The following is a 21,297-nucleotide window of genomic DNA, read 5'->3' on the forward strand; positions in this document are numbered from 1 at the left end:
CCGTTCACCCGTCCGGCCGGCGGGGTTCACCCGCCCGTGCTTGGCTTGCGGGCATGCGCGCCCTCCTCGCCCTCGCCCTGGCCGCCGGCTGCGCCGCCGCCGCGGGCGTCCCCGCCCACGCCGCCCCGGCGGCACGCCCGGTCACCGCCTTCGCCGAGACGCCGGCCCTGTTCGACGACGCCGCGGGCGGCGACGCCGACGGCGACGACCCCGCCATCTGGGTCCACCCGGACGTCCCCGGGGGCAGCCTGATCGTGGCGACCGCCAAGAACGGCGGCCTGCGCGTGTACGACCTGAGCGGACGCGAACTCCAGTCGATCGCCACCCCGCCCCCGCCCGGACCCGGCGACGAGGCGGGCCGGTTCAACAATGTCGACCTGGTCAGCGGCTTCCGGCTCGGCGGGCGCACGGTCGACCTCGCCGTGGTGACCGACCGCGGCCGCGACCAGTTGCGCTTCTACCGCATCGACCCCGAGGCCGCGGCGGCCGGGCGCGCGCCGCTGACCGACGTCACCGCGGCCGAGGTGCCGTTCGTCTTCTCCGCCGACCAGGCCGAGGTCAACGGGCAGGCGACCGCGTACGGGCTGGCGACCTGGAGCGACGGCGGCCGGGCGCACGCGGTGGTCAGCCGGCGCAGCACCACCCGGCTCGGACTGGTGGAGATCACCGCACGCGGCGGGCGGGTCGGCTACCGCCTGGGCGGCACGGTGGACCTGCCGGACGCCTTCCGGCTGCCAGACGGAAGCAGCTGGACCCCCTGCGGCGAGCCGGGCGAGGGCCCGCAGGTGGAGGGCATGGTCTACGACCCCGCCACGGGCGCGCTCTACGCCGCTCAGGAGGACGTCGCGCTGTGGCGGATTCGGGTCGACCCGGCCGGCACCGCCTTCGGGCGGCGGTCGGTGGTGGAGCGCGTCCGCGAGTACGGCGTCCCCGCCACCTACGACCCGGCGACCGAGGAGTGCGAGGTCCACTACGACCGCGATCCCGGGTACGGCGGCCGGATCGGCGCCGACGTCGAGGGCGTCACCGTGTACGAGACGGGCCGGCGCTCCGGCCACCTGCTGGTCTCGGCCCAGGGCGACGACACCTTCTTCCAGTACGACCGGCGCACCAACGCCCCCACCGGCCAGTTCACCGTGGCCGACGGCCCGGCCGCGGACGGCGTCCAGGAGAGCGACGGCGCCGCCGTCACCAGCGCGCCGCTGCCCGGCCGCCCCGCGGGCCTCCTGGTGGTGCACGACGGCGCGAACACCCCGGACGTCCCCGGCGAGGACGGCGAGCCGCGCCCGAACACCAACTTCAAGCTGATCGACGCCCGGCTGCTCGGCCTGGACTGAGCGCGGCCCGGCCGTTCGGACAGGGGCGCCGTCACCCCCGCCAGGCGTCCAGGCACCGCGCCATGAAGCGGAAGGGGACGGCCTGCCCCCTGGTCTGGTCGACGGTGCCGGCCAGGTGCACATCCAGCTCCGGGCAGTGGAAGAGCCAGGTCCCGGTGGCTCCCGAGTGGCCGACGAGCGTCACGGGGCGCCGCCCCGGGGCCATGAGCCGGCCGACCCTGAAGAACATGGTGCCCAGCCCGTACCGGAGGACGGGGATGTTGCGCAGCCGGTTGCGCCGCTCGGTCAGCCGCTCCCGCGTGCGCGCCTCGCGGAAGAGCCCGCCGTCCAGCAGCGCCCGCTGGAAGGCGAGGAGATCGCCGGTGGTGCTGTACAGGTCCTTGGAGGACTCGATCAGTGCCGGGAGCTCCACCCGGCGCCGTCCCGCGTACAGCGGCGCGGGCCGCGGACTCGCCGCGTCCGGCGGGCGGCCCGCCGGCGGCCAGGTGCGCCGCAGGCCGAGCGGAGCGGTGATGCGCTCGGTCAGCAGCTCGGCGAAGGACCGGCCGGTCACCGTCTCCAGGACGCGGATGAGCAGCTGGAAGCCGGTGTCGGAGTAGCGGGCCCGCTGCCGGGCGGCGGTGAGGTCCTGCGGCGCGAAGTGCGGGCGCTGCTCCTCGCGGGTGATCCGCAGCGTGTCCGCGAAGGTCCAGGCCGTGTCCCGTCCGGTGGCCAGGTGCTCGTTCAGGCTGGTGCCGCCGCGGCGCCGCTCGAACTGGTCGGGCAGGCCGGAGGTGTGGCTCGCCAGGTGGCGCACCGTGATCGCGGCCGTCCGGTCGACGCCCCCGAGGACGTGGAGACCGGTGGTCGTCTCCGCCGGCAGGTAGTCCGTGATCGGCGCGGCCAGATCGAGTTCGCCGCGCTCGTGCGCCTGGAGGACCAGCGCGATGATGAAGCGCTTGGTGACGCTCGCGATGAAGAAGGGGGTGCCGGGGCGCGGCCGCGGGCCGTCGGCGGGACCGGACGCGGCGGACCAGCGCCGCCCGTCGCCGCTCATGACGGCGGCGATGGCGTGGTGCATGCCGGGTCGGGAGACGAGGTCTTCCAGCAGCCCGGTCAGCCGCGCGCCGACCTCGGCGGGGACGCTGTTGTCATCGGCGGGGGTCGTGATGGGAGGTGTCGCGGCCATGGGCGTGGGCCCTCCGGTGGCTGCCCGGCGTCGCGGCGCGGCGGGCGCCGTCCCGCGCGGTGGTCGGGGCGGGCGGCTGCGGGGCGGCGGGCGCCCCGTGCCGGCCGGGTGCGGATCCCGGCGCGCCCAATATATCTACTAGACATGTCTATGAGATACAAGGGCGGGTCTAGACTCGCCCCATGGGCAATGTGATCCTCGGTCTGCTGCTGATCGCCCCGCAGAGCTTCTACGACCTGATCAAGGGCTTCGAGGCCGGTGTCGCGCTCTTCTACAGCGCCAGTTCCGGCAGTATCAGGCGCGCGCTGGACGGCCTGCTCGCGCGAGGGCTCATCGAGGTGGCCAGCGTCGAAGCCGGCGGGCGGGGCCGCAAGGTGTACCGGGTGACCGACGCCGGCCGCGCTGAGTTCCGCGCCTGGATGACCGGGGAGCCGGCCGGGCCCGACCTGGAGACCGCGGCGCTGTCCCGGCTCTACTTCCTCGGCCTGCTGGACCCGGCCGAACGCGCACCGGTGCTGCGCGGCGTCACGGCGCGGATCGAGGCCGACCTGGCCCGGCTCGCCGCCCTCGACCGGCACCTCGACACCCTGAACGTCCCCGAGCGGCACCGCGACATCGCCGCCCACCAGCGGGCCGCCCTCGACTACGGCATCGCCTCGCACCGCTTCATGCTCGACTGGTTCCGCGAGCGCGCCGACCGGTACGGGCCATTGGACCGCTGAGCCGGACCGCCCGATCGAAACGTTTCACATCCTGCTCGGCGAAGCGGCCCGCCGGACCCTGCGGAGCCGGGTCCGGCAAGCCTGCCATCGCTGCCGCTGAGGCGCCCCCGGGTCGTACGTCCGGGACATGACCCGCTTCCACCTGGATTTTCGGCAGACTGTGACTACGGTCACCTGAAGGGCTTGACGTTCCGGCGTGATCAACGTACGTTCACGGCAGCTATAAAACGTTTTAAGTTCTCGTCCGGTGCGCACCCCGCTGAACGTCCCCCTGGGAGAGGCGATGTCCAGACGCCGACCACTTCTGACGACCCTTGTCCTCGTACTGACCTCCGGACTGCTCGCGGCGCCCGCGAGCGCTCCCCCCGCCGCCGCGGCGGCCGCCGAGGTGTCGGTGACCGATCTGAGGGTGCAGGACGCACCGCGGCCCCTGGGCACCGACGCGGCGCGGCCGCGGCTGTCGTGGCGGCTGGAGTCGCAGCGCCGCGGCGTGCTGCAGACCGCCTACCAGATCCAGGTGGCTGCCTCCGCGGCCGCCCTGCGCGACGGCGAGGCCGAGGTGTGGGACTCCGGCCGGGTCGCCACCGGCGCGTCCGCCCACATCCCCTACGCCGGGCCGGCCCTGGAGCCGGGCACGCGCTACCACTGGCGGGTCCGCGTGTGGGACGAGGCCGGCACCCCGACCCGCTGGAGCTCCCCGAGCTGGTGGGAGACGGGGCTGTTCGACGAGGCCGACTGGCACGGCGCCGCCTGGATCGGCCGCGGCCCGGGCCGCGAGGAGCCGGAGGGCGAGCACCCGCCCGCGCCGCGCCTGCGGCACGAGTTCGACTCCGGCGGCCCCGTCGCGCGGGCCCGCCTGTACCTCAGCGGCCTGGGCTACTCGGTCGCGCACATCAACGGCGAGCGCGTGGGCGGCTCGGTGCTCGACCCCGGCCACACCGACTACAGCGACACCGCCTTCTACACCGTCCACGACGTCACCGAGCTGCTGGACGAGGGCCCGAACGCGATCGGCGTGGAACTCGGACGAGGCTTCTACGGCATCAGCACCGACAACTCCTGGAACTGGAGCACCGCCCCCTGGTGGTCGGATCCGGAACTGCGCGCCCTGCTGGTCGTGACCCACCCCGACGGCTCGACGACCACGGTCGTCTCGGACGAGCGGTGGCGGACGAGCGACGACGGACCGACCCGCTACGACGAGGTCTTCGTCGGCGAGACCTACGACGCGCGCCTCGAACAGCCCGGCTGGAGCGAGCCCGGCTACGACGACGCAGGCTGGGAGCCGGCCGAGCCGTCGGGCGGGCCCGGCGGCGTGCTGCGGGCCCAGCCGAGCGAACCGGTCCGGGTGACCGAGACCATCACCCCCGTGGCGGTCACCGAACCTGAGCCGGGCGTCTACGTGTTCGACCTCGGCGTCCAGATCGCGGGCTGGGCGCGGCTGTCGGTGGCGGGCCCGGCCGGCACCGAGGTGTCGATGCGCTACGGCGAACGGCTCGACGGCGACGGCCTGGTGACGATCCCGCAGTACGACGACTTCCACGACGTGCCGCGCGCCCAGACCGACGTCTACACCCTGGGCGGGCACGCCGGCGGCGAGGTCTGGGAGCCGTCCTACACCTACAAGGGCTTCAGGTTCGTGGAGGTCCGCGGCCTGCCCGCGCCCCCCGAGGCGGCCACCGTCCAGGGGCGGCGGATCCACAGCGACTTCGCCTCCGTCGGCCACTTCGACAGCGGCTCGCAGCTGCTCGACACCATCCGCGGCAACACCCGCCGGGCGCTGCTCAACAACCACCAGCACATCCCCACCGACACCCCCGTCTACGAGAAGGCCGGGTGGACCGGCGACGCGCAGCTCACCTCGACCACCGCAAGCTACGAGTTCGACATGAGCCGCTTCCACCGCAGGTACCTGGACGACATCACCGACTCCCAACTGGCCTCGGGCGAGCTGCCGACGATCGTGCCGACGCCGGGCTGGAGCTACGAAGGGCAGCCCGGCTGGCCCGCCGTGCACGGGCCCACCCCCGCCTGGGACATGGCCCTGTTCGTGCTGCCGCGCAACCTCTACGAAATGGAGGGCGATGTGCGGGCCCTTGAGCGGCACTACGACGGGATGCGCCGGTACTTCTCCTGGCTGGAGTCGCGGGTGGACGCCGAGGGGCTGTACCCGGTCGGGCTCGGCGACTGGCTCGCCCCCGGCGGCGACCCGCCGGAGGGGCCGGTGCTGAGTTCGACGGCCCACGCCTACCTGATGGCGACCTGGCTGGCCGAGACCGCCGAGATCCTCGGCGACCCCGAGCGGGCCGAGGCCTACCAGGCCCGCGCGGGCGAGATCCGCGCCACCTTCAACGGCGCCTTCCTGGACGAGGAGGCCGGCCTCTACCGGACGCCCGGCGTGGACGAGTACCGGCAGACCTCCAACATCCTGCCGCTGGCCTTCGGACTCGTCCCCGACGAGCACGTCGACGCGGTCGTGGCCAACCTGGTCGCCGACATCCAGGGCCGCGGCGACCGGCTGGACACCGGCGTCGTCGGCACCCGCTACCTGCTGCCCGTCCTCACCCGCCACGGCCACATCGACACGGCCTACGCCGTGGCGACCCAGACCGAGGAGCCCAGCTGGGGCTACTGGATCGAACTCGGCAACAGCTCGCTCCAGGAGCACTGGGAGGCCGACACCCGCTCCCTCAACCACCACTTCTTCGGCTCCATCGGCCACTGGATGTTCGCCGACCTGGCCGGCATCACCCCCGCCGAGCCGGGATACGCGGCGGTGCGGATCCGGCCGCACATCCCCACCGGACTCGACCACGCCGAGGCGGCCACCGAGACGGTGCGCGGCGAGGTCGCCTCCCGGTGGCGCCGCGACGGCGAAGGCGAGTTCGAGCTGGAGGCGACGGTGCCGCCCAACGCGACGGGGGAGATCCACGTGCCGCTGCTGGGCCGGACCGCCGAGCAGGTGGCGGCCTCGCCGCAGGCCGAGTTCGCGGGCGTGCGCGAGGGCTACGCCGTCTACCGGGTCGGCTCGGGCACCTGGCGCTTCGTGGTGGCCGAGGACACCGGCGACATCTGCGTCGACCCGCAGGCGCCCACCGTCATGCTCGGCGATGTCGACAGCGGCGTCGCGGACCGGACGGTCGCGGGCTCGTGCACCATCAACCACCGGATCCTCGATGAGGCCGACTGGTCCGGGCACGGCCCGTTCGTCCGGCACGTCACCGAGGTGGCGCGGAGCCTGCGCTCCGACGGCGTCATCGACGGGCGCGAGTACACCGCGCTGGTCGGCGCGGCGGCCCGCTCCGACATCGGGCGCGGCACCTAGCCGGCCTGCCGCCCCCGTCCCGGTGCGCGCCCGCCGCGCACCGGGACGGCCGCCGGCCCCCGCGGACCGCCGGTCAGCCGCCGGGCCGCCCGGGCGGGACCAGGGCGGCCAGCGGCACGTGGTGCTGGCCCCGGTGGACGTCGCGGTCGTGCAGCCCGCCCTGGGAGGCGGCGCGGGGGAAGGAGAGCTTCACGACCCTGAGCGCGGGGATCCGGAAGAAGCGGACCTCGCCCGCCGGGACGCCGTAGAGCCGGGCGATCACCTCCTCGTTCAGGAAGTCCTCGTCGGCGGCCATGGCGTAGCCCTCGGCGTCGCGCATGAACAGCTCCATGGTGACCCAGAAGGGGCCGGCGTTCTTGGAGCGGACCTCCAGGGCGAGGTCGCCCAGGGTCTCAGGCATCGGCGGCGGCCTTTCGGTACTCGGTGCGGAACAGGGCCGTGGGGCTGTCCACGTCGACGGTGTGGTTCAGGACGAACTCGTAGGCCGGGCCCCGCTCGGTCTCGGCGGGGGAGAAGGGGAAGGCCAGGCTCGGCAGGTAGGCCATGTCGGCGGTCGGCAGGTGCAGCATCAGCGGGTTGGCCACCTTCGCCACGGCCGTGGCCGTCGCCTGGTCGGCCGCCTGGACCAGCAGCATCACGCCGACCTCGCGCGGCGGTCCGCTGGCCGGGTCGAGTTCGCCGAGGACGGCGTTGTGGCCGTAGAGGCGGAGGTCGACGGCGTAGTCGTCGGGGGCGAGGCCGAGCGTCCGGCTGACGCGGTCGGCGAGGACCTTGCGCAGCAGCGCGGCCCAGTCCTCGATCTGGCCCAGGATGCGCGGGTCGCGGATCGCGGAGAAGGACATGGTCTGGTAGCCGCTGATCCGGGCCCCCTCCAGCTTGATCGTGTGCTGCTCGGCCGGCTCGAAGCGCGAGCCCTCCACCCGCACGGTCCGCTCGTCGAGCGCGCGGTAGTCCGCTGCGGACACGTCGAGCGTGCCGGCGGGCTCGCGCATCCGGAAGGGGTCGGCCGTCTCGTAGAGCATGTGGGCCGCGACCGAGGTGGGGGTGCAGGCGACCGTGGGGTCGAGCGGTTCGATGGTGAAGCCGTCATGGTCGATGGTGGCGAACACGCCGCCGGCGCGCGGGTCGGTGGTGCACTGGCCGCCGCACTCGACGATCTTCGCGGCGTGCCAGGTGGGTCCGGGCGGCATCCCGCGCATCAGCGGGTAGGCGGCCGCGACGGCGGTGTCGGTGGCGCGCCCGGCCAGCACGACCTGGGCGCCGGCCCGCAGCGCGGCCTCGATCGGTTCGTGGCCCATCATGCCGACGATGTGCGTGCACTCGCGCAGCGTCCCGGGCTCCAGCTCGCCCATCGGCGGCAGCGGCCGCACCGCCCCGGCGGCGAGCCGCTCGGCGAGCGGCTCGGGGCTCTGCTCGCTGTAGACGGTGGCGACGGTCAGGCCGAGCCCGTCCTCGGCCAGGATCTCCGCGGTGATGCCGGCGACCCAGTCGACGCCGCCGTCGGTCCCGCTGGTGCCGCAGGAGCCGACGATGAGCGGGATCCGGGCCCGCGCGGCCGCGTTCAGCAGGATCCGCAGGTCCGCGGCGACGGCCGCCCGCGCGGTCTTGGGCGTCCCCGACCCGAGGTAGTGGGGTCCTGAGTCGGTGGAGCCGCCGTCGATCGCGATGACGTCGGCGCCCAGGGCGAGCCCGCGTTCCACCGTCTCGGGCGGGAATCCCGCGCCCAGCATGCCCGCGGGTACCAGGACGCGCACTGAGCTGTCGTTCACGTGGTCACTTCCTTGTCGTGGGTCCGGCGTGAGGGGCGGTGCCCGGTCAGGGCTCGTCCGCCCCCGTGCGGCCGGCCGGATGGTTGACCGGGCTGGCGGGCTCGCCGCGCAGCGCGGCGAGCAGTTCGTGTGCCGCGCCGATGTCGGCCGCCCGGCGGGCCTCGGCGGTCTGGCCCGCCATGTGCGAGTACACGGTGATGCCCTCGACACCGCGCAGCGGGCTGTCGGCGGGCAGCGGCTCGGTGCCGGCCACGTCGAGCTGCGCGCCGGCGATCTGCCCGGTGGACACGGCCCGCACCAGGGCCGCCTCGTCCACGATCCCGCCGCGGGCCGTGTTGACCAGGACCGCCGTGGGCTTCATCGCGGCGAAGGCGTCGGCGCCGAACAGGTGGCGGGTGGCCGGGCCGAGCGCGGTGTGCACCGAGACGTAGTCGGACTCCCGCAGCAGCTCCGCCAGGCCGGTGAAGCGCAGCTCGCGCGCGGCCGGGTCGGGATACCGCGTGGTGCACAGCACCCGCATGCCGAAGGCGCGCGCCAGCGGGACGACGGCGCGCGCCGCGGGGCCGTACCCGACCAGGCCGAGGACGGCGCCGCGCAGCTCGCGGCCGCTGCGGCGCGGCCAGCCGCCCTCGCCGACGCCGCGCGCCAGGTCGACCAGCCCGCGGGCGGCGGCCAGCAGCAGGCCCATCGTGTACTCGGCGACGGCATTGCTGTTGACGCCCGGCAGGTTGCTGACCCGGATGCCCAGCCGGGTGGCGGCCTCGACGTCGACGGAGTCGTATCCGACCCCCGCGCGCACGATCGCGCGCAGCGAGCCGGCCTGTTCCAGCACCCGCGCGGTCAGGGGGTCGTTGGCGACGATCGCCCCTTCCACGCCGGCCAGCGCCGCCGCGTCGCCGCCGGTGCGGTAGGCGACCTGGTGGCCGGCCCGGACGAGCACGGCGTCCGCCTCGCTGCCGGGGTGCGAGTAGTCGGTGGTGACCAGGATCTTCGACATCCGCCCCTCACAGGACCCGCGCCGCCGCCGCGCGGCGGCTCAGCACCAGGACGCGCAGCACCACGGCGACCGCGAGCGCGGCGAGCAGCGCGGCGTCGGCCGGCATGAAGCGCCAGCCGGTGACCTCCACCATGGCGCCGACCAGGGTGGGCCCGAGGAAGCCGCCCGAGGCCCAGCCGACCGTGTACAGGCCGGTGTAGACGCCGAACATCCCGGCCGAGGGGGCGAGGTTCCACAGGATCACCGCGGCGTTGACCAGGAAGCCCGAGGCGCCGACCGCGCCCACGCACAGGGCGACCACGGCCGCGGTCGGCGTGTTGACCAGGGCGCCGACCGTGAGCGCGGCGGCGAACAGCGCCATTCCGGCGGCCATGACCCGCAGCCGGCCGATCCGCTCCGACAGCAGCGCCACCGGGAAGGCGGCCAGGATGAAGGCCACCCCGCTGGGCAGGGTGAGCCCGCCGGCGCTGCCGCGCGACAGCCCCAGCGCCTCCATCCCGTAGGGCGTGACCAGCGAGCGCGACGCGGCCCAGGCGCAGCCGAACAGCAGGATGGCCACGATGATGAGCAGCCGCTCCCGGTTGGGGTCGCGGATGATGTCGGAGAGGATGTCGCGCATGCGCGTCGGCGGCGCGCCCTCGGCCCGGCCCCCGTTCGCGGCGGCGTCCTCGGCCGCGGCGGCCCGGTAGGCGGGCGAGGTGCTGTCGCGGACGCAGGCGACGAGCACCGCCGCCGACACCAGCATCAGCAGGGCGGGCACGGAGAAGGACAGCACCGGATAGGAGTCGACCAGGAAGAGGCTGATCAGCGCCGAGACGACGATGGTCAGGCTGGCCGCCGCCTTCACGGCGGCATTGGCCCTGCTGCGCCGCTCGGGCCGGATGTAGTCGGGGAGCAGCGCCTCGGCGATCGGCTTGAAGCTGTTGCACACCAGCGCGTAGGCGAACATCAGCGCGATGAGCACCGGCAGCGAGCCTGCCAGCGGGATCGAGGCGAACAGCAGGGCGGCGACGGGCATGCCGACCGCCAGGTAGGGGATCCGCCGGCCCCACCGGGTGCGGGTGTTGTCCGACCGGTTGCCGATCCAGGGCTGGACGAAGATGCCCAGCAGGTTGTCCATGCCCATCAGCGCGCCGACGAGCGCGGCGCTGGCCACGTACTCGCGCAGCAGCGGCGGCACCTGCGCGTCGTAGAAGTTCCAGGTCGACTCCTGCGCGAAGACCGCGAGCACCACGAAGAAGGTGATCGTGCGCCCCGCCGTACGGCCGGCGGGGGCGTCCAGTGCCGTCATCGGCGACCTCCCAGCACCTGCGGCCGCCTCGGTGTGACGCCGCTCACGGGCACCCTAATTTTGCTATAGCAAAAATGTCAAAGGGGGCTTAACGGATTTGCGATGGAGAAGCTAGGATCGGCCGCATGACTCCCGGGGGACTGCACGCGCTGACGCCCGACACCCTCGCCGACCGCGCCTACCGCGCCGTCCGCGACGCGATCAGCACCGGCGAGCTGCGGCCCGGCGAGAAGGTCACCGAGCGCGGGCTCGCCCAGCGGCTGTCGGTCAGCCCCACCCCGGTCCGCGAGGCGATCCGCCGCCTGGAGCAGGACGGCCTCATCGAGCGCACCGGGCCGCGCACGGTCGTCGTCGCCGCCATGGAGGACACCGCGATCCAGCAGCTCGCCGAGGCCGAGCTCGCGCTGCGCGGCCTGGTCGCCCGCTTCGCGGCGCACCACGCCACCGCCGGCCAGCTCGACGCGCTCGACGCCATCCTCGACGACGCCGACGACCGCCTCATCGTCATCAAGCAGCGCGCCAGCGAGGGCCGGCCCGTCGAACGGCACGTCAGCGAGCTCTTCGACACCATGCAGCGCTTCAACGACGCCGTGGCCGCCTGCGCCGGCAACCCCGTCCTGGTGCGGCTGCTGGAGCAGACCCGGGTGTTCTCCCGCGAGGAGCGCCGCAGCCGGCTGCTGCGGCGGGCCGCCGTCGACCAGCGCTTCGGCCTCGACCGCTACACCAGCCACCGCGCCCTCGTCCGCGCCCTGCGCGAGGGCGACGCGGAGGCGGCCGAGCGGATCGCGGTCGCGGACGCCCGCGGCGGGCTCGCCGACCTGCGCCGCCCGCCGGAGGACCCACCCGCCGCCGCGGACTGACCGTGCGCCGCGAACCGCGCTCCGGCGAGCGGGCGGCCCGGGCGTGAGGCGCTTTCTCCGGCGGCTGCGCCACGGGCGGACCGACCCGCCCGAGGGCTTCGACCGCCGCCTGCTGGTGCCGATGGTCCTGGGCTCGATCCTGAACCCGGTCAACTCCTCGATGCTCGCGGTGGCGCTGATCCCGATCGGCCGCGCCTTCGACGCGCCGCCCGCGCAGACGGCCTGGCTGGTCACCGGCCTCTACCTCGCCACGGCCGTGGGCCAGCCGGTGGCCGGCCGGCTCGTCGACGCCTTCGGGCCGCGCCGGCTCTACCTGGCGGGGACGGCGCTGGTCGGCTGCGCCGGCCTGCTGGGCGTGCTCGCCCCCGACCTGTGGATCCTGGTCGCCTCCCGGGTGCTGCTCGGCTTCGGCACCTCGGCGGCCTACCCGGCGTCGATGTCCCTGCTGCGCGCCGAGGCCGACCGCACCGGCACCAAGAACCCCAGCGGCGTCCTGGCCGCGCTCACCCTCGCCAACCAGATCGTCACGGTGGCCGGCCCCACCCTGGGCGGCCTGCTCATCGGCGCCGGCGGCTGGTACCTGGTCTTCGCGGTCAACGTCCCCCTGGCGGCGGCCTGCCTCGTGCTCGGCGCCCTGCGGCTGCCCGCGGGCGGCGCCGCCGCCGCGCGCACCCGCACCGACGTCCTCGGCATGGCGCTCTTCGCCGGATCGCTCACCATGCTGATGACCTTCCTGATGGCGCCGGCCGCCCAGCGCTGGTACCTGGCGGCGGCCGGCGCGGCGGCGGGCGCCGCCTTCGTCCACCGGCAGCTCGCCGTCGCCCACCCCTTCATCGACCTGCGGGTGCTCGGCGGCAAGCTTCCGCTTCTGGCCACCTACGCCCGCCAGTTCCTCGCGTACACGGTGACCTACACCTTCCTCTACGGCTACGGCCAGTGGCTGCAGGACGGCCGCGGCATCGACACCGCGTCGGCCGGCCTGATCCAGCTGCCGATGGCCCTGGCGGCCATCGCGATCACCGTTCCGACCGGGCGGAACCCGCGGGTGCGCGGCAAACTGGTGGCCGGATCCCTGGTCCAGCTCGCCGGCTGCGCCGCCCTGCTGCTGCTCGGCCCGGACAGCCCGGTCTGGCTGCTGCTGGTGCTGGCCGCCGTCTTCGGCGTCCCGCACGGCCTCAGCGGCCTGGCCAACCAGAACGCCCTGTACGCGCAGGCCGACCCCGAGCGCATCGGCGCCTCGGCCGGCCTGCTGCGCACCGCCACCTACTTCGGTGCGCTGCTGTCCGCCGCCGCGACCGCCGCCTTCTTCCAGGACGGCGCCACCACCGCGGGCATGCACGGCCTGGCCTGGCCGATGACCGGCGCGGCGCTGCTGCTCCTGGCCGCGAGCCTCGCGGACCGCTCGCTGCGCGGCGTCGGCCGCGACGGCTAGCACCGCGGCGCGGCCGGCTTGGATCCGCCCGGGACGACCCGGACGCCGCGCCCGAGGGGCCCTACCGCCGGCCCCCGTCCCGGGGGAGAATCAGGCATGGCCGAGCGGAAGCCCGAGGAACGGCAGGACGCCGATCCCGGTGAGGGCGTGCACAACCAGCTGTCCGGCCAGGTGCGCGGTCCGGTGGTCCAGGCTCGGGTCATCTCCGGCGGCGTGCACATCCACACCCTCGGGGACGACTCCGGCGACGGACCGCGGCGGCTCCGCGTGTTCGACCACCCCAGGAAGCGGGGCCTGCTGCTGCGCCGGTGGGTGAGGAGGGTCGCCCACGCCGCCGGCACCGGTGTGGTGGCGACCGAGAGCGACGACTGGACCTACCGCCTGTGGGAGGCCGGCAGCGGTCTGCACCTGCACAGCTTCCGGCGGGGCGGACCGTCGGAGGGGATGGCCTTCAGCCCGGACGGCGAACTCTTCGCCCGCGCGTCGGTGACGGGGAAGGGCGTCGACGTCCACGACGTGCGCACCGGGGTGGAAGTCGCGCACGCCTTCCAGTCCTGGCAGGTGATGGCGGTCGGCTTCGACCCGCGCGGCGAACTGCTCGCGACGGTCGGCTTCGACGGCGCGATCCGGGTATGGGACGCCGACGGCGGCCGGCAGCGCTACACCCTGGAGAGGGCCTGGGGCGACAACTCGCACCGCGCGGTGGTGTTCAGCCCCGACGGCCGCTTCCTGGCCGGAGTCGGCTACCGGCGCCGCCGGATGCCCGCCGACGCCGCCGAAGCCGGAGGGACGGCCGCCACCGAACTGCGCGACCGGGGCGATGTGACCCTCTACGACGCCGCCACGGGCGAGGCCGCCTACACCGCCACCATGGACGGCTGGTTCCCCCGGATCGCCTTCAGCCCGGACGGCTGCTGGCTGGCCACCGTCTCCGACGAGGGCGTGCAGCTGCGCACACCGGCGACGGGCGAGGTCGCGCACCGCTTCCGCGCGGACCGCAACACCCGGATCGCCTTCTGCGGCGGCGCCGTCCTCGCCGTCGGCCTGGTGAACCGCGTCGAACTGTGGTCCACCGCCTCGGGAGCGCTCCTGCACGCCCTGCACCGCGACGGCCTGTACCCGGAGATGGCCGCCGACCCCGCCGGCACCGTCCTGGCCACCGTGGAGCACGGCTCCCAGATCTGCCTGTGGGACCTGGCCCAAGGGCAGCTGCGCGCCCGCATCGACTTCGGCACCCAGGTCTTCGCACCCGTCCTCACCCCCGACGGCGGCCTGCTCGTCGGCACGGCCCGCAACCAGGCGGAACTCTGGCGGATCTGACCGGTCGGCGCCGCCCGCCCGGATACGGGCCGGCTATGGCCCGCCGATCGGCCGCCGATCGGTCCTCTTCGGTAGATCTGAGCCCGTTGCCAGACCTACGACCGAGGAGATCCGAACCGTGCACGACAAGCACCCATCCCGGCGGTCCGTCCTCGCGATGCTGAGCGCCGCCCCGGTGGTGGCCGGCACCGCGCTGGCCGCCCCGGGCATCGCCGAGGCCGCCACCGGGCGGTCCCCGTCCTCCGGCTCCGTACCGGACGGGCTGCGCCCGGGCGGCGCCTTCGACGACCTCGTGGCGCGGCTGGCCGCCGAGGACAGGTTCTCCGGCACCGTGCTGCTGGAGCACCGCGACCGGCCCGTGCTGGAACGCGCGTACGGAATGGCCGACCATGCGCGCGGCATCCCGAACGAATCCGGCACGATCTTCTCCACCGCTTCGGTGACCAAGCTCTTCACCTCCATCGCGATCGCACAGCTCGCCGAGCAGGGCGCACTGCACCACCACGACACGGTCGGCCGGCACCTGGACGGCTTCGCCCCCGAGGTCGCCGACGCCGTCACCGTCCACCAGCTCCTCACCCACACCTCAGGGCTGGGCAACTACATGCGGATCGGCGACTTCTGGCGGGAGGCGGCGACCTGGGACAGCGTCGAGGAGGCATGGGAGGGCACCCTGCGGTACGTGCGGATGGACCGGCCCACGCTGGTGCCCGGATCGGGCAGCGTGTACAGCAACACCGGCTTCGTCATCCTCGGCGCGATCGTCGCCCGGCTCTCCGACATGACCTACTACGACTACATCCGCACCCGTGTCTTCGCGGCGTCCCGCACCACCGCCACGGACTTCTACACCCTGCCGCGGTGGCGCGCCGACCGCCGTATCGCCCACCCGTACGTCAAGGACGGCGATGAGATCACCGACGTCATCGACGACCGGCAGACCTTCGTCGGGACGCCGGCGGGCGGTGCCTTCGCGACCGCCGCGGACCTGGCCAGGATCGTGAAGACCCTGCTGCGCGGCGACCTCGTCGGCGAGCAGCACCTGTACCTCGCCATGAGCCCGAAGACGCCGCGGGACCCCGGCGCGGACCCCGCCGCCGCGGCGGAGCCGCCGCCCCCTGCCTCGTTCGGGAACTACCTGACGATCAGCGCGCTGACCGGCGGCCAGTGGGTCCTGGGCCACGGAGGCGGCGCCCCCGGCATCTCGGCGAACGTCCACTGGTTTCCCGACTCCGACTGGTTCGTCGCCGTGCTGGCCAACTGCGACGACGCCGCCGGTGAGGTCGTGAACGCCGCCGTAAGGCACATCACGGAGTAGCCGGCGCGCCCCGGGCCATACGGGGGCCATACGCCCCGGCTGGGATACTGCGGGCGTGCGCGTGCTGCTGGTCGAGGACGAACACTCCCTCGCGAAATACCTCGCGGTCGGACTGCGCAGGCACGGCTTCGCCGTCGACCTCGCCGCCGACGGCGGCAGTGCCCTGGACAAGTGCGCGACCACCCCCTATGACGTGGTCGTGCTGGACCGGGACCTGCCGGTGGTGCACGGCGACGCGGTCTGCCGGGAACTGGCCGAGCGCGGAACGGCGCGGGTGCTGATGCTCACCGCGTCCGGCGCGGTCGAGGACCGGGTCAGCGGCCTGGCCATGGGCGCCGACGACTACCTCGGCAAGCCCTTCGCCTTCTCCGAGCTGGTCGCCCGGGTGCGGGCGCTGGGTCGGCGCAGCGCGCCGGCCCGGCCGCCGGTGCTCCGCGCCGCGGACGTGGTCCTCGACCCGGCGCGACGCACCGCGGAGCGCGCCGGGCGGCTGCTGCACCTGACCCCCAAGGAGTTCGGCGTGCTGGAGCAGCTGCTCGCCGCGCGCGGCGCCGTGGTCAGCGCGGAGACGCTGCTGGACAAGGTGTGGGACGAGCACGCCGACCCGTTCACCAATGCCGTCCGGATCACCGTCGGCACCCTGCGCCGCAAACTCGGCGAGCCGCCGCTGGTGGCGACCGTGACCGGCGCCGGGTACCGGATCGAAGCGTGAGAGCCGTCCGGCCGACCGCACGCGCCCGGCTCGCCCTCCTCCACACCGGACTGGTGCTGGCGGCCGGCGTCCTGCTGACCGCGCTGACCTACCTGCTGATGCTGCGCGGCCGGCAGCACCAGGAGACCAGGCTGGAGCGGACGCCGCCCGGCGGGTCCGGGCCCGGCCCGGCCCCGGACCGGGAGCTGGCCGAACTCACCGAGCTGGCGCGGTCCGCGGCGCAGGCCGAGTTCCTCACCCAGGCCGCGATCGCGCTCGCGGTGGTCACCGCGCTGGCCGCCGTGCTGGGCTGGCTGGTCGCCGGGCGCGTCCTGCGGCCGATCCGCACGATCGCGGCCACCGCTCAGCGCCTGTCCGCCGAGAACATCTCCGAACGCGTGCCGGTCACGGCGCCCGCCGACGAACTGGCCACCCTGGCCGGCACCATCAACGGGATGCTCGACCGCATCCAGCAGGGAATCGCCGAACGCGACCGGGTGCTGGCCGCGCAGCGGATGTTCACCGCCAGTGCCGCGCACGAACTCCGCACCCCGCTGGCCACCGTGCGCACCGCCATCGACGTCACCCTCGACGGCCGGCCGTCGACGGCCGAACTGCTCGCCATGGCCGGCGACGTCCGCACCGCGATCGAGCACGGCCAGGCCACCCTGGACGGCCTGCTCATGCTGGCCCGCAGCCAGGCCGGGACCCCGGAGGCGCGCCCGGCCGACCTCGCCGAGGTCGCGGCCGGCGCGCTGGAGGCCGCCGCGGGACCGGCCGCGGCCGGAGGGCTCGCCGTCCGGGCCGAGCTGCGTCCGGCGCCGGTCACCGGCGAGCCGAGCCTGCTGGAGCGCCTGGCCGGCAACCTCGTCGACAACGCCGTCCGCTACAACCTGGCCGGCGGCCGTGTCGCGGTCGCCACCGGCACCGAGGCGGACGCGTCGAGGGTCTTCCTGCGCGTCACCAACACCGGGCCGCGGGTCCGCGCCGCCGAGGCCGACCGGCTGCTGGAACCTTTCGTCCGCGGCGAAGCCGACCGCACCCGCGCCGACGGCGGCGCCGGCCTCGGCCTGTCCATCGTCCGCGCCATCGCCGCCGCCCACCACGGCACCGTCGTCCTCACCGCCCGCCCGGCCGGCGGGCTCGACATCACCGTCCGCTTCCCGGCCCGGCCACCGGAGGCGCCGACCGGGTGAACGCCCTCGCGGACGGCACAGGGCCGGACGGGAGCCCTGCCGGCCGTGCGGTTCCCGGGAAGGTCAGGCGCTCGGGAAGGCGGTCTTCGTCAGCTCCTCGGAGACCCGCCAGACGCGCTGCGCCTCCTCGGCGCTGCGCAGCGGGGCGTACATCCGCTGTTCGGCCGGCGGGCCGCCGAGATTGCCCGGGCCGCTGGGCCCGTAGAGGGCGCCGGGCGCGGCGTCGGGAGCGGTCGCGGCCATCAGGGCGGGCAGTGCCGCGGTCTCGGCGGTTCCGAGCAGGACGCCGCGGGCCGAGAGCGCCCGGATCAGGCGGATGTAGGGGGTGTCCCGGCCGCGGCCGAGCTCGGGGCGGGCGGCCAGCAGGCTGGTGGGGGCCACGCCGGGATGGGAGAGGTTGCTGGTGATGCCCCACCCGTGGGCCTGGCTGCGCCGCTCCAGCTCAAGGCCGAACAGCCCGAACGCGATCTTGGACTGGGCGTAGGCGCGCATCACGTGGTAGCCGCGCTCCCAGTTCAGGTCGTCCCAGTTGATGGCGCCGCGACGAGCGGCCACGCTGACCTGGGAGGTCACCCGGGCCCGGCCGGCCCGCAGCAGCGGGAGCAGCCGCCCGACGAGGGCGAAGTGGCCCAGGTGGTTGGTGCCGAACTGCACTTCGAAGCCGTCCGCCGTGAGCTGCCGGTTCGGCGGCCTCATGACGCCCGCGTTGTTGATCAGGATGTGGATGGGCCGCCCTTCCCCGCGCAGGGTGTCACCGAGGGCCGCCACCGACTCCAGCGACGACAGGTCGAGGCCGCGCAGCGACAGCTGTGCGCCGGGGACGGCCGTCCTGATCGCGCTGATCGCCGCCTCGCCCTTGCGCGGGTTGCGCACCGGCATGACCACCTCCGCGCCGGCGGCGGCCAGGCGCCGGGCCATGCCCAGCCCCATGCCGTCGCTCGCCCCGGTGACCACGGCGCGCTTGCCGGTCAGGGCGGGGATGGCGATGTCGATCGGCGTGCGTGGCATGGTCGTGCTCCTTCGAATCGTGTCCGCGTGTCAGTCGTCGAGTCCGGCTGACCCCGCCGGAGCGGCCGCCCACCGGGTGGAGACCCCGGTGCGCCGGGGCGCGCCGGACGGCGCTTCACCTGCGGCCCGGCACCTGCGCGCCCGTGGCCCCCGCTCCGGCCATGTCATCGATCCTCGGCGGACGGCCCGAGCGCATCCAGGACCTCCCGGTCACAGGCTCGCCGGACCACCCCTCCGCTCCGGAGGGGGATCGGCGAATCGTGGGCCCGAGAACTCCCAGCGGACACCGGAAGCCCGGCCCGCGCCTCTCCGGCCGTGGACGCCGTTCGTCACGAGGTGATGTCTCCGCAGTAGACGATGCCGCGGCGGTACCGCGTCCGGCGGCACATGCTTGGCCGGCTGCCGCGGGAATGATGCGGGTGCGGCGAGATGCGGACGCGCCCCCTCGGCGGGTGCGTCCGCGTCCGCCACCGTCGGTCGTGCGGGCCGGGTCGGCGCCACCGCGCGCCGCTCGCTGCGGCCCGTCCCTCACGACCGATACCCCAGCGGCCGACCGTCGGCGGGCCAGCGGTCAGCAGACGCCAGGCCGGCCCTGCGGTACCGCCGCTGGTCCGGCAGGTGGTCGGGCCGTCGACCATCGGACCAGGGGCGTGAATTCCCGACCTCGATGTCGCCGTCGTCGGGCGCGCTGTCGCACGGAGGGGTCGTCTCAGCCCGTGAAGAGAGGAGCGTAGGGACGGTCCTCAGGCGTGTAGACGAGGACGACGCTCCTGCCGACTTCGACGGCCACTTCCCGTAAGCGGGCCAGCACGTGCTCCTCCGGTGGAGGCTCCAGTCCGAGAGCCGCTGCGGTACGGTCCCGGCGGGCCACCAGGTCCGGGATGTCGGCCAGGTACTCGGCCGAGAGCGTCCGGCTCTCCTCGGCGGTGAACGTCCGGCAGCCGCGCCACCAGGGCGCCACCAGCAGGAGCCGCAGGAGTTCGGCCAGACCCACCGCGATCAGGGCCGCCTGTCCTCCGGAGTCCGCGTAGAGGACGGGACGCTCCTCGCCGCCCTGACCGCAGAAGAAGAAAGTGCCTCCGGAGGCGTCGCCCGCGAAGCCCTCCAGCGCGTCGCCCGAGGCCAGGTGGACATCCTCGCAGTGGTCGCCCCGGTCCAGGTCGAAATCACCCGTCCAGGCCAGGAAACGGGCCGCCTCGTCCTGCCTTTGAATGGTGGCGATCAACGACTGCACGGGCACACCGTAACGGCGCCTCGTGGCCGCCGGGCACGCAGCGAGCGCCGGCGGCCATCGACGTTCGCACCAAGAACGGGTGGGTCAGCGCGATTGCCGGGTCAGATCACAAGCCGGGCAAGTGAGGGTCGGTCACAGTCGGCGCATCCACCAGGGGATGTCCTCTGGTGCCGAGGGGTTCGGCAGGCTGCGGTCGCGGAAGCGCTCGTCCAGCGGTTCGATCAAGCGCGTCAGAGCGCGGGCACTGGGAGCCGAGAGCATCTCGAGCACCTCGTCCAGGAGGCCGCGGCTGCTGCGGCCGCAGCAGCCGCACGGATGGAACCGCAGCTGGGCGGGATCGCCGGTAGCGGAGGTGATCGACCACCCGGTCAGGGCTTCGGCCACGGCTCCCGGCCACAGGCCGAAGCGCGCCCAGTTCGCGTGGGTCTGAATCTCTATCTGGGAGATCTCCTGCTGCACGACCGCCGGGAGACCGGGAACGTGCGGTACCACCCGCCAGTGGGGCCGATGGCCGGCGGCGCGGCGCAGATCACAGGGCCGCTTGTGCGGCATTGGCGACTTTTTTCGCGAGCTTGTCGAGCGCACGGATTCGTCGGTCTTACCGAGAGCTGCGAACCAGCCTCGTCACGGCCCACTCTAACGGCGTGGAGAACCGAGAGCGACCGACACCGCAACGCCCTTCCCCCCGGCCTCTCCTGACATCCTGGACGGGACACCGGCGCCGTCGACGCGGCCCGTCCCTCGACCGCCAGGAGGACCTGTGCTGACGACCGACTACGTGCCGGGTGCGCCGAACTGGGTGGATCTGGGGACGCGTGACGTCGAGGGGGCGGCCGGGTTCTACCGGGCGCTGTTCGGGTGGGGGTTCCGGTCGGCGGGGGCCGGCGGGTACGGGTTCTTCCTGCTGGACGGGCGGGTCGTGGCCGGGGTCGGGCCGCTCGACGAGGAGGGGGCGCGGGCCGGGTGGACGCTGTACTTCCACAGTGCCGACGTGGACGCGACCGCCGGGGCCGTGGAGCGGGCCGGGGGGAGTGTGCGGACCGGGCCGCTGGACGTGCTCGCGGCCGGGCGGACCGCCGCCTGCTCCGACCCGGCCGGGGCGCGGTTCGCGCTGTGGCGGCCCGGGGAGCGGGCCGGGCTGGACGCGGTGGGCGCGCCGAACACGCTGTGGTGGACGCAGCTGTACGTTCTGGACGTGCCGGCGGCGCGGGACTTCTACCGGTCGGTGTTCGCCTGGGAGACCGAGGACCTGGTGCTGGTGCGCGGCGCCGCCTACACCGTCGTCGCGCCGGCCGGCGGGCCTGGGGGCCCTCACGGCGGGATCATGGCGCTCACCGAGCTGCCCGCGGAGGTCTCCGCCGGGCTGCTCGGCTGGCACCCGTACTTCGCCGTCGCCGACTGCGACGCCGCCGTGGCCGCCGCCGTCGCGCACGGCGGCACCGTGGCGATCCCGGCCGAGACCGCCGCGGGGGTGGGCCGGCAGGCCACCCTGCGCGACCCGGCCGGGGCGCTGTTCTCGGTCAACGCGAGCGCCGCCGGCTGACCCGCAGGCCGTCCGCCGCCCCCGCCGCCCCGGCGGCACCGGGCCGCACCCGGCCGGATCAGGACGGGAGGCGGGTGCGGCGCCGC

The 21,297-nt window shown here is 74.6% G+C and carries 18 protein-coding genes; 10 read left to right on the forward strand and 8 right to left on the reverse strand.

The genetic code is table 11. The annotated features are described in order from the left end of the window. The first annotated feature begins 53 nt into the window (after positions 1-53). Positions 54-1,337, forward strand: coding sequence for a phytase (locus CLV72_RS05380; protein ID WP_106240161.1), 1,284 nt, complete (start codon positions 54-56; stop codon positions 1,335-1,337). A 31-nt stretch (positions 1,338-1,368) separates the two neighbouring features. On the opposite strand, the gene CLV72_RS05385 is transcribed toward CLV72_RS05380, so the two are convergent. Further along, positions 1,369-2,505, reverse strand: coding sequence for a serine hydrolase domain-containing protein (locus CLV72_RS05385; protein ID WP_106240163.1), 1,137 nt, complete (start codon positions 2,503-2,505; stop codon positions 1,369-1,371). 182 nt (positions 2,506-2,687) lie between these two features. Here CLV72_RS05385 and CLV72_RS05390 point away from each other — a divergent pair, with 182 nt between their 5' ends. Beyond that, positions 2,688-3,227, forward strand: coding sequence for a PadR family transcriptional regulator (locus CLV72_RS05390; protein ID WP_106240167.1), 540 nt, complete (start codon positions 2,688-2,690; stop codon positions 3,225-3,227). Positions 3,228-3,510: 283 nt separating this feature from the next. Next, the gene (locus tag CLV72_RS05395) at positions 3,511-6,552 is read left to right on the forward strand and encodes a family 78 glycoside hydrolase catalytic domain (protein ID WP_146159342.1); all 3,042 of its coding nucleotides are present in this window, start codon (positions 3,511-3,513) and stop codon (positions 6,550-6,552) included. Between the two features lie 73 nt (positions 6,553-6,625). Here the strand turns inward: CLV72_RS05395 and CLV72_RS05400 are convergent, their stop codons facing one another. From CLV72_RS05400 to CLV72_RS05415, 4 genes are read right to left on the reverse strand one after another with little or no spacing between them, the layout of a single operon-like run. After that, complete coding sequence (locus CLV72_RS05400) at positions 6,626-6,952, reverse strand: DUF4387 domain-containing protein (RefSeq protein ID WP_106240174.1); 327 nt, start codon at positions 6,950-6,952, stop codon at positions 6,626-6,628. Next, the gene (locus CLV72_RS05405; protein ID WP_211302706.1) at positions 6,945-8,321 is read right to left on the reverse strand and encodes an acyclic terpene utilization AtuA family protein; all 1,377 of its coding nucleotides are present in this window, start codon (positions 8,319-8,321) and stop codon (positions 6,945-6,947) included. The genes CLV72_RS05400 and CLV72_RS05405 overlap by 8 nt, the downstream gene beginning before the upstream one ends. Before the next feature lie 46 nt (positions 8,322-8,367). After that, entirely contained in the window at positions 8,368-9,318 is a 951-nt protein-coding gene (locus CLV72_RS05410) for a phosphoglycerate dehydrogenase (RefSeq protein WP_106240177.1), read from the reverse strand. Positions 9,319-9,325: 7 nt separating this feature from the next. Further along, entirely contained in the window at positions 9,326-10,609 is a 1,284-nt protein-coding gene (locus tag CLV72_RS05415) for an MFS transporter (RefSeq protein WP_106240180.1), read from the reverse strand. Positions 10,610-10,734: 125 nt separating this feature from the next. Here CLV72_RS05415 and CLV72_RS05420 point away from each other — a divergent pair, with 125 nt between their 5' ends. The 6 genes from CLV72_RS05420 (at position 10,735) to CLV72_RS05445 (ending at position 17,426) form a co-directional block, all read left to right on the forward strand. Beyond that, a complete protein-coding gene (locus CLV72_RS05420) occupies positions 10,735-11,469 on the forward strand; it encodes a GntR family transcriptional regulator (protein WP_106240183.1) in 735 nt (244 codons plus the stop codon). A 43-nt stretch (positions 11,470-11,512) separates the two neighbouring features. Further along, the gene (locus tag CLV72_RS05425) at positions 11,513-12,901 is read left to right on the forward strand and encodes an MFS transporter (RefSeq protein WP_211302707.1); all 1,389 of its coding nucleotides are present in this window, start codon (positions 11,513-11,515) and stop codon (positions 12,899-12,901) included. A gap of 96 nt (positions 12,902-12,997) precedes the next feature. Then, a complete protein-coding gene (locus CLV72_RS05430) occupies positions 12,998-14,221 on the forward strand; it encodes a WD40 repeat domain-containing protein (RefSeq protein ID WP_106240185.1) in 1,224 nt (407 codons plus the stop codon). A gap of 118 nt (positions 14,222-14,339) precedes the next feature. Beyond that, a complete protein-coding gene (locus CLV72_RS05435) occupies positions 14,340-15,539 on the forward strand; it encodes a serine hydrolase domain-containing protein (protein WP_106240188.1) in 1,200 nt (399 codons plus the stop codon). A gap of 55 nt (positions 15,540-15,594) precedes the next feature. Then, a complete protein-coding gene (locus CLV72_RS05440; protein WP_106240190.1) occupies positions 15,595-16,251 on the forward strand; it encodes a response regulator transcription factor in 657 nt (218 codons plus the stop codon). Continuing rightward, entirely contained in the window at positions 16,248-17,426 is a 1,179-nt protein-coding gene (locus CLV72_RS05445; protein WP_211302708.1) for a sensor histidine kinase, read from the forward strand. Before CLV72_RS05440 ends, CLV72_RS05445 begins: the two co-directional genes overlap by 4 nt. A 63-nt stretch (positions 17,427-17,489) precedes the next feature. Here the strand turns inward: CLV72_RS05445 and CLV72_RS05450 are convergent, their stop codons facing one another. The 3 genes from CLV72_RS05450 to CLV72_RS05460 all read right to left on the reverse strand — a co-directional run bounded on the left by CLV72_RS05450 (position 17,490) and on the right by CLV72_RS05460 (position 20,127). Beyond that, positions 17,490-18,434, reverse strand: a complete 945-nt coding sequence (locus CLV72_RS05450) for an SDR family oxidoreductase (RefSeq protein WP_106240193.1) — start codon at positions 18,432-18,434, stop codon at positions 17,490-17,492. Between the two features lie 709 nt (positions 18,435-19,143). Further along, positions 19,144-19,668 carry a hypothetical protein gene (locus CLV72_RS05455; protein ID WP_106241435.1) on the reverse strand — a complete coding sequence of 175 codons (525 nt, stop codon included), beginning with the start codon at positions 19,666-19,668 and terminating at the stop codon, positions 19,144-19,146. A 132-nt stretch (positions 19,669-19,800) separates the two neighbouring features. After that, positions 19,801-20,127, reverse strand: a complete 327-nt coding sequence (locus CLV72_RS05460; protein WP_106240196.1) for a hypothetical protein — start codon at positions 20,125-20,127, stop codon at positions 19,801-19,803. Positions 20,128-20,428: 301 nt separating this feature from the next. Here CLV72_RS05460 and CLV72_RS05465 point away from each other — a divergent pair, with 301 nt between their 5' ends. After that, entirely contained in the window at positions 20,429-21,211 is a 783-nt protein-coding gene (locus CLV72_RS05465; RefSeq protein WP_106240200.1) for a VOC family protein, read from the forward strand. The last annotated feature ends 86 nt before the right edge of the window (positions 21,212-21,297 follow it).

This window comes from Allonocardiopsis opalescens, from assembly GCF_003002095.1.
Lineage (GTDB): Bacteria > Actinomycetota > Actinomycetes > Streptosporangiales > Streptosporangiaceae > Allonocardiopsis > Allonocardiopsis opalescens.

Bases quoted from the DNA above. Each gene is read 5' to 3' on its own strand.
- CLV72_RS05380 (WP_106240161.1), top strand. From the start codon at position 54: ATGCGCGCCCTCCTCGCCCTCGCCCTGGCCGCCGGCTGCGCCGCCGCC.
- CLV72_RS05385 (WP_106240163.1), bottom strand. From the start codon at position 2,505: ATGGCCGCGACACCTCCCATCACGACCCCCGCCGATGACAACAGCGTC.
- CLV72_RS05390 (WP_106240167.1), top strand. From the start codon at position 2,688: ATGGGCAATGTGATCCTCGGTCTGCTGCTGATCGCCCCGCAGAGCTTC.
- CLV72_RS05395 (WP_146159342.1), top strand. From the start codon at position 3,511: ATGTCCAGACGCCGACCACTTCTGACGACCCTTGTCCTCGTACTGACC.
- CLV72_RS05400 (WP_106240174.1), bottom strand. From the start codon at position 6,952: ATGCCTGAGACCCTGGGCGACCTCGCCCTGGAGGTCCGCTCCAAGAAC.
- CLV72_RS05410 (WP_106240177.1), bottom strand. From the start codon at position 9,318: ATGTCGAAGATCCTGGTCACCACCGACTACTCGCACCCCGGCAGCGAG.
- CLV72_RS05415 (WP_106240180.1), bottom strand. From the start codon at position 10,609: ATGACGGCACTGGACGCCCCCGCCGGCCGTACGGCGGGGCGCACGATC.
- CLV72_RS05420 (WP_106240183.1), top strand. From the start codon at position 10,735: ATGACTCCCGGGGGACTGCACGCGCTGACGCCCGACACCCTCGCCGAC.
- CLV72_RS05430 (WP_106240185.1), top strand. From the start codon at position 12,998: ATGGCCGAGCGGAAGCCCGAGGAACGGCAGGACGCCGATCCCGGTGAG.
- CLV72_RS05450 (WP_106240193.1), bottom strand. From the start codon at position 18,434: ATGCCACGCACGCCGATCGACATCGCCATCCCCGCCCTGACCGGCAAG.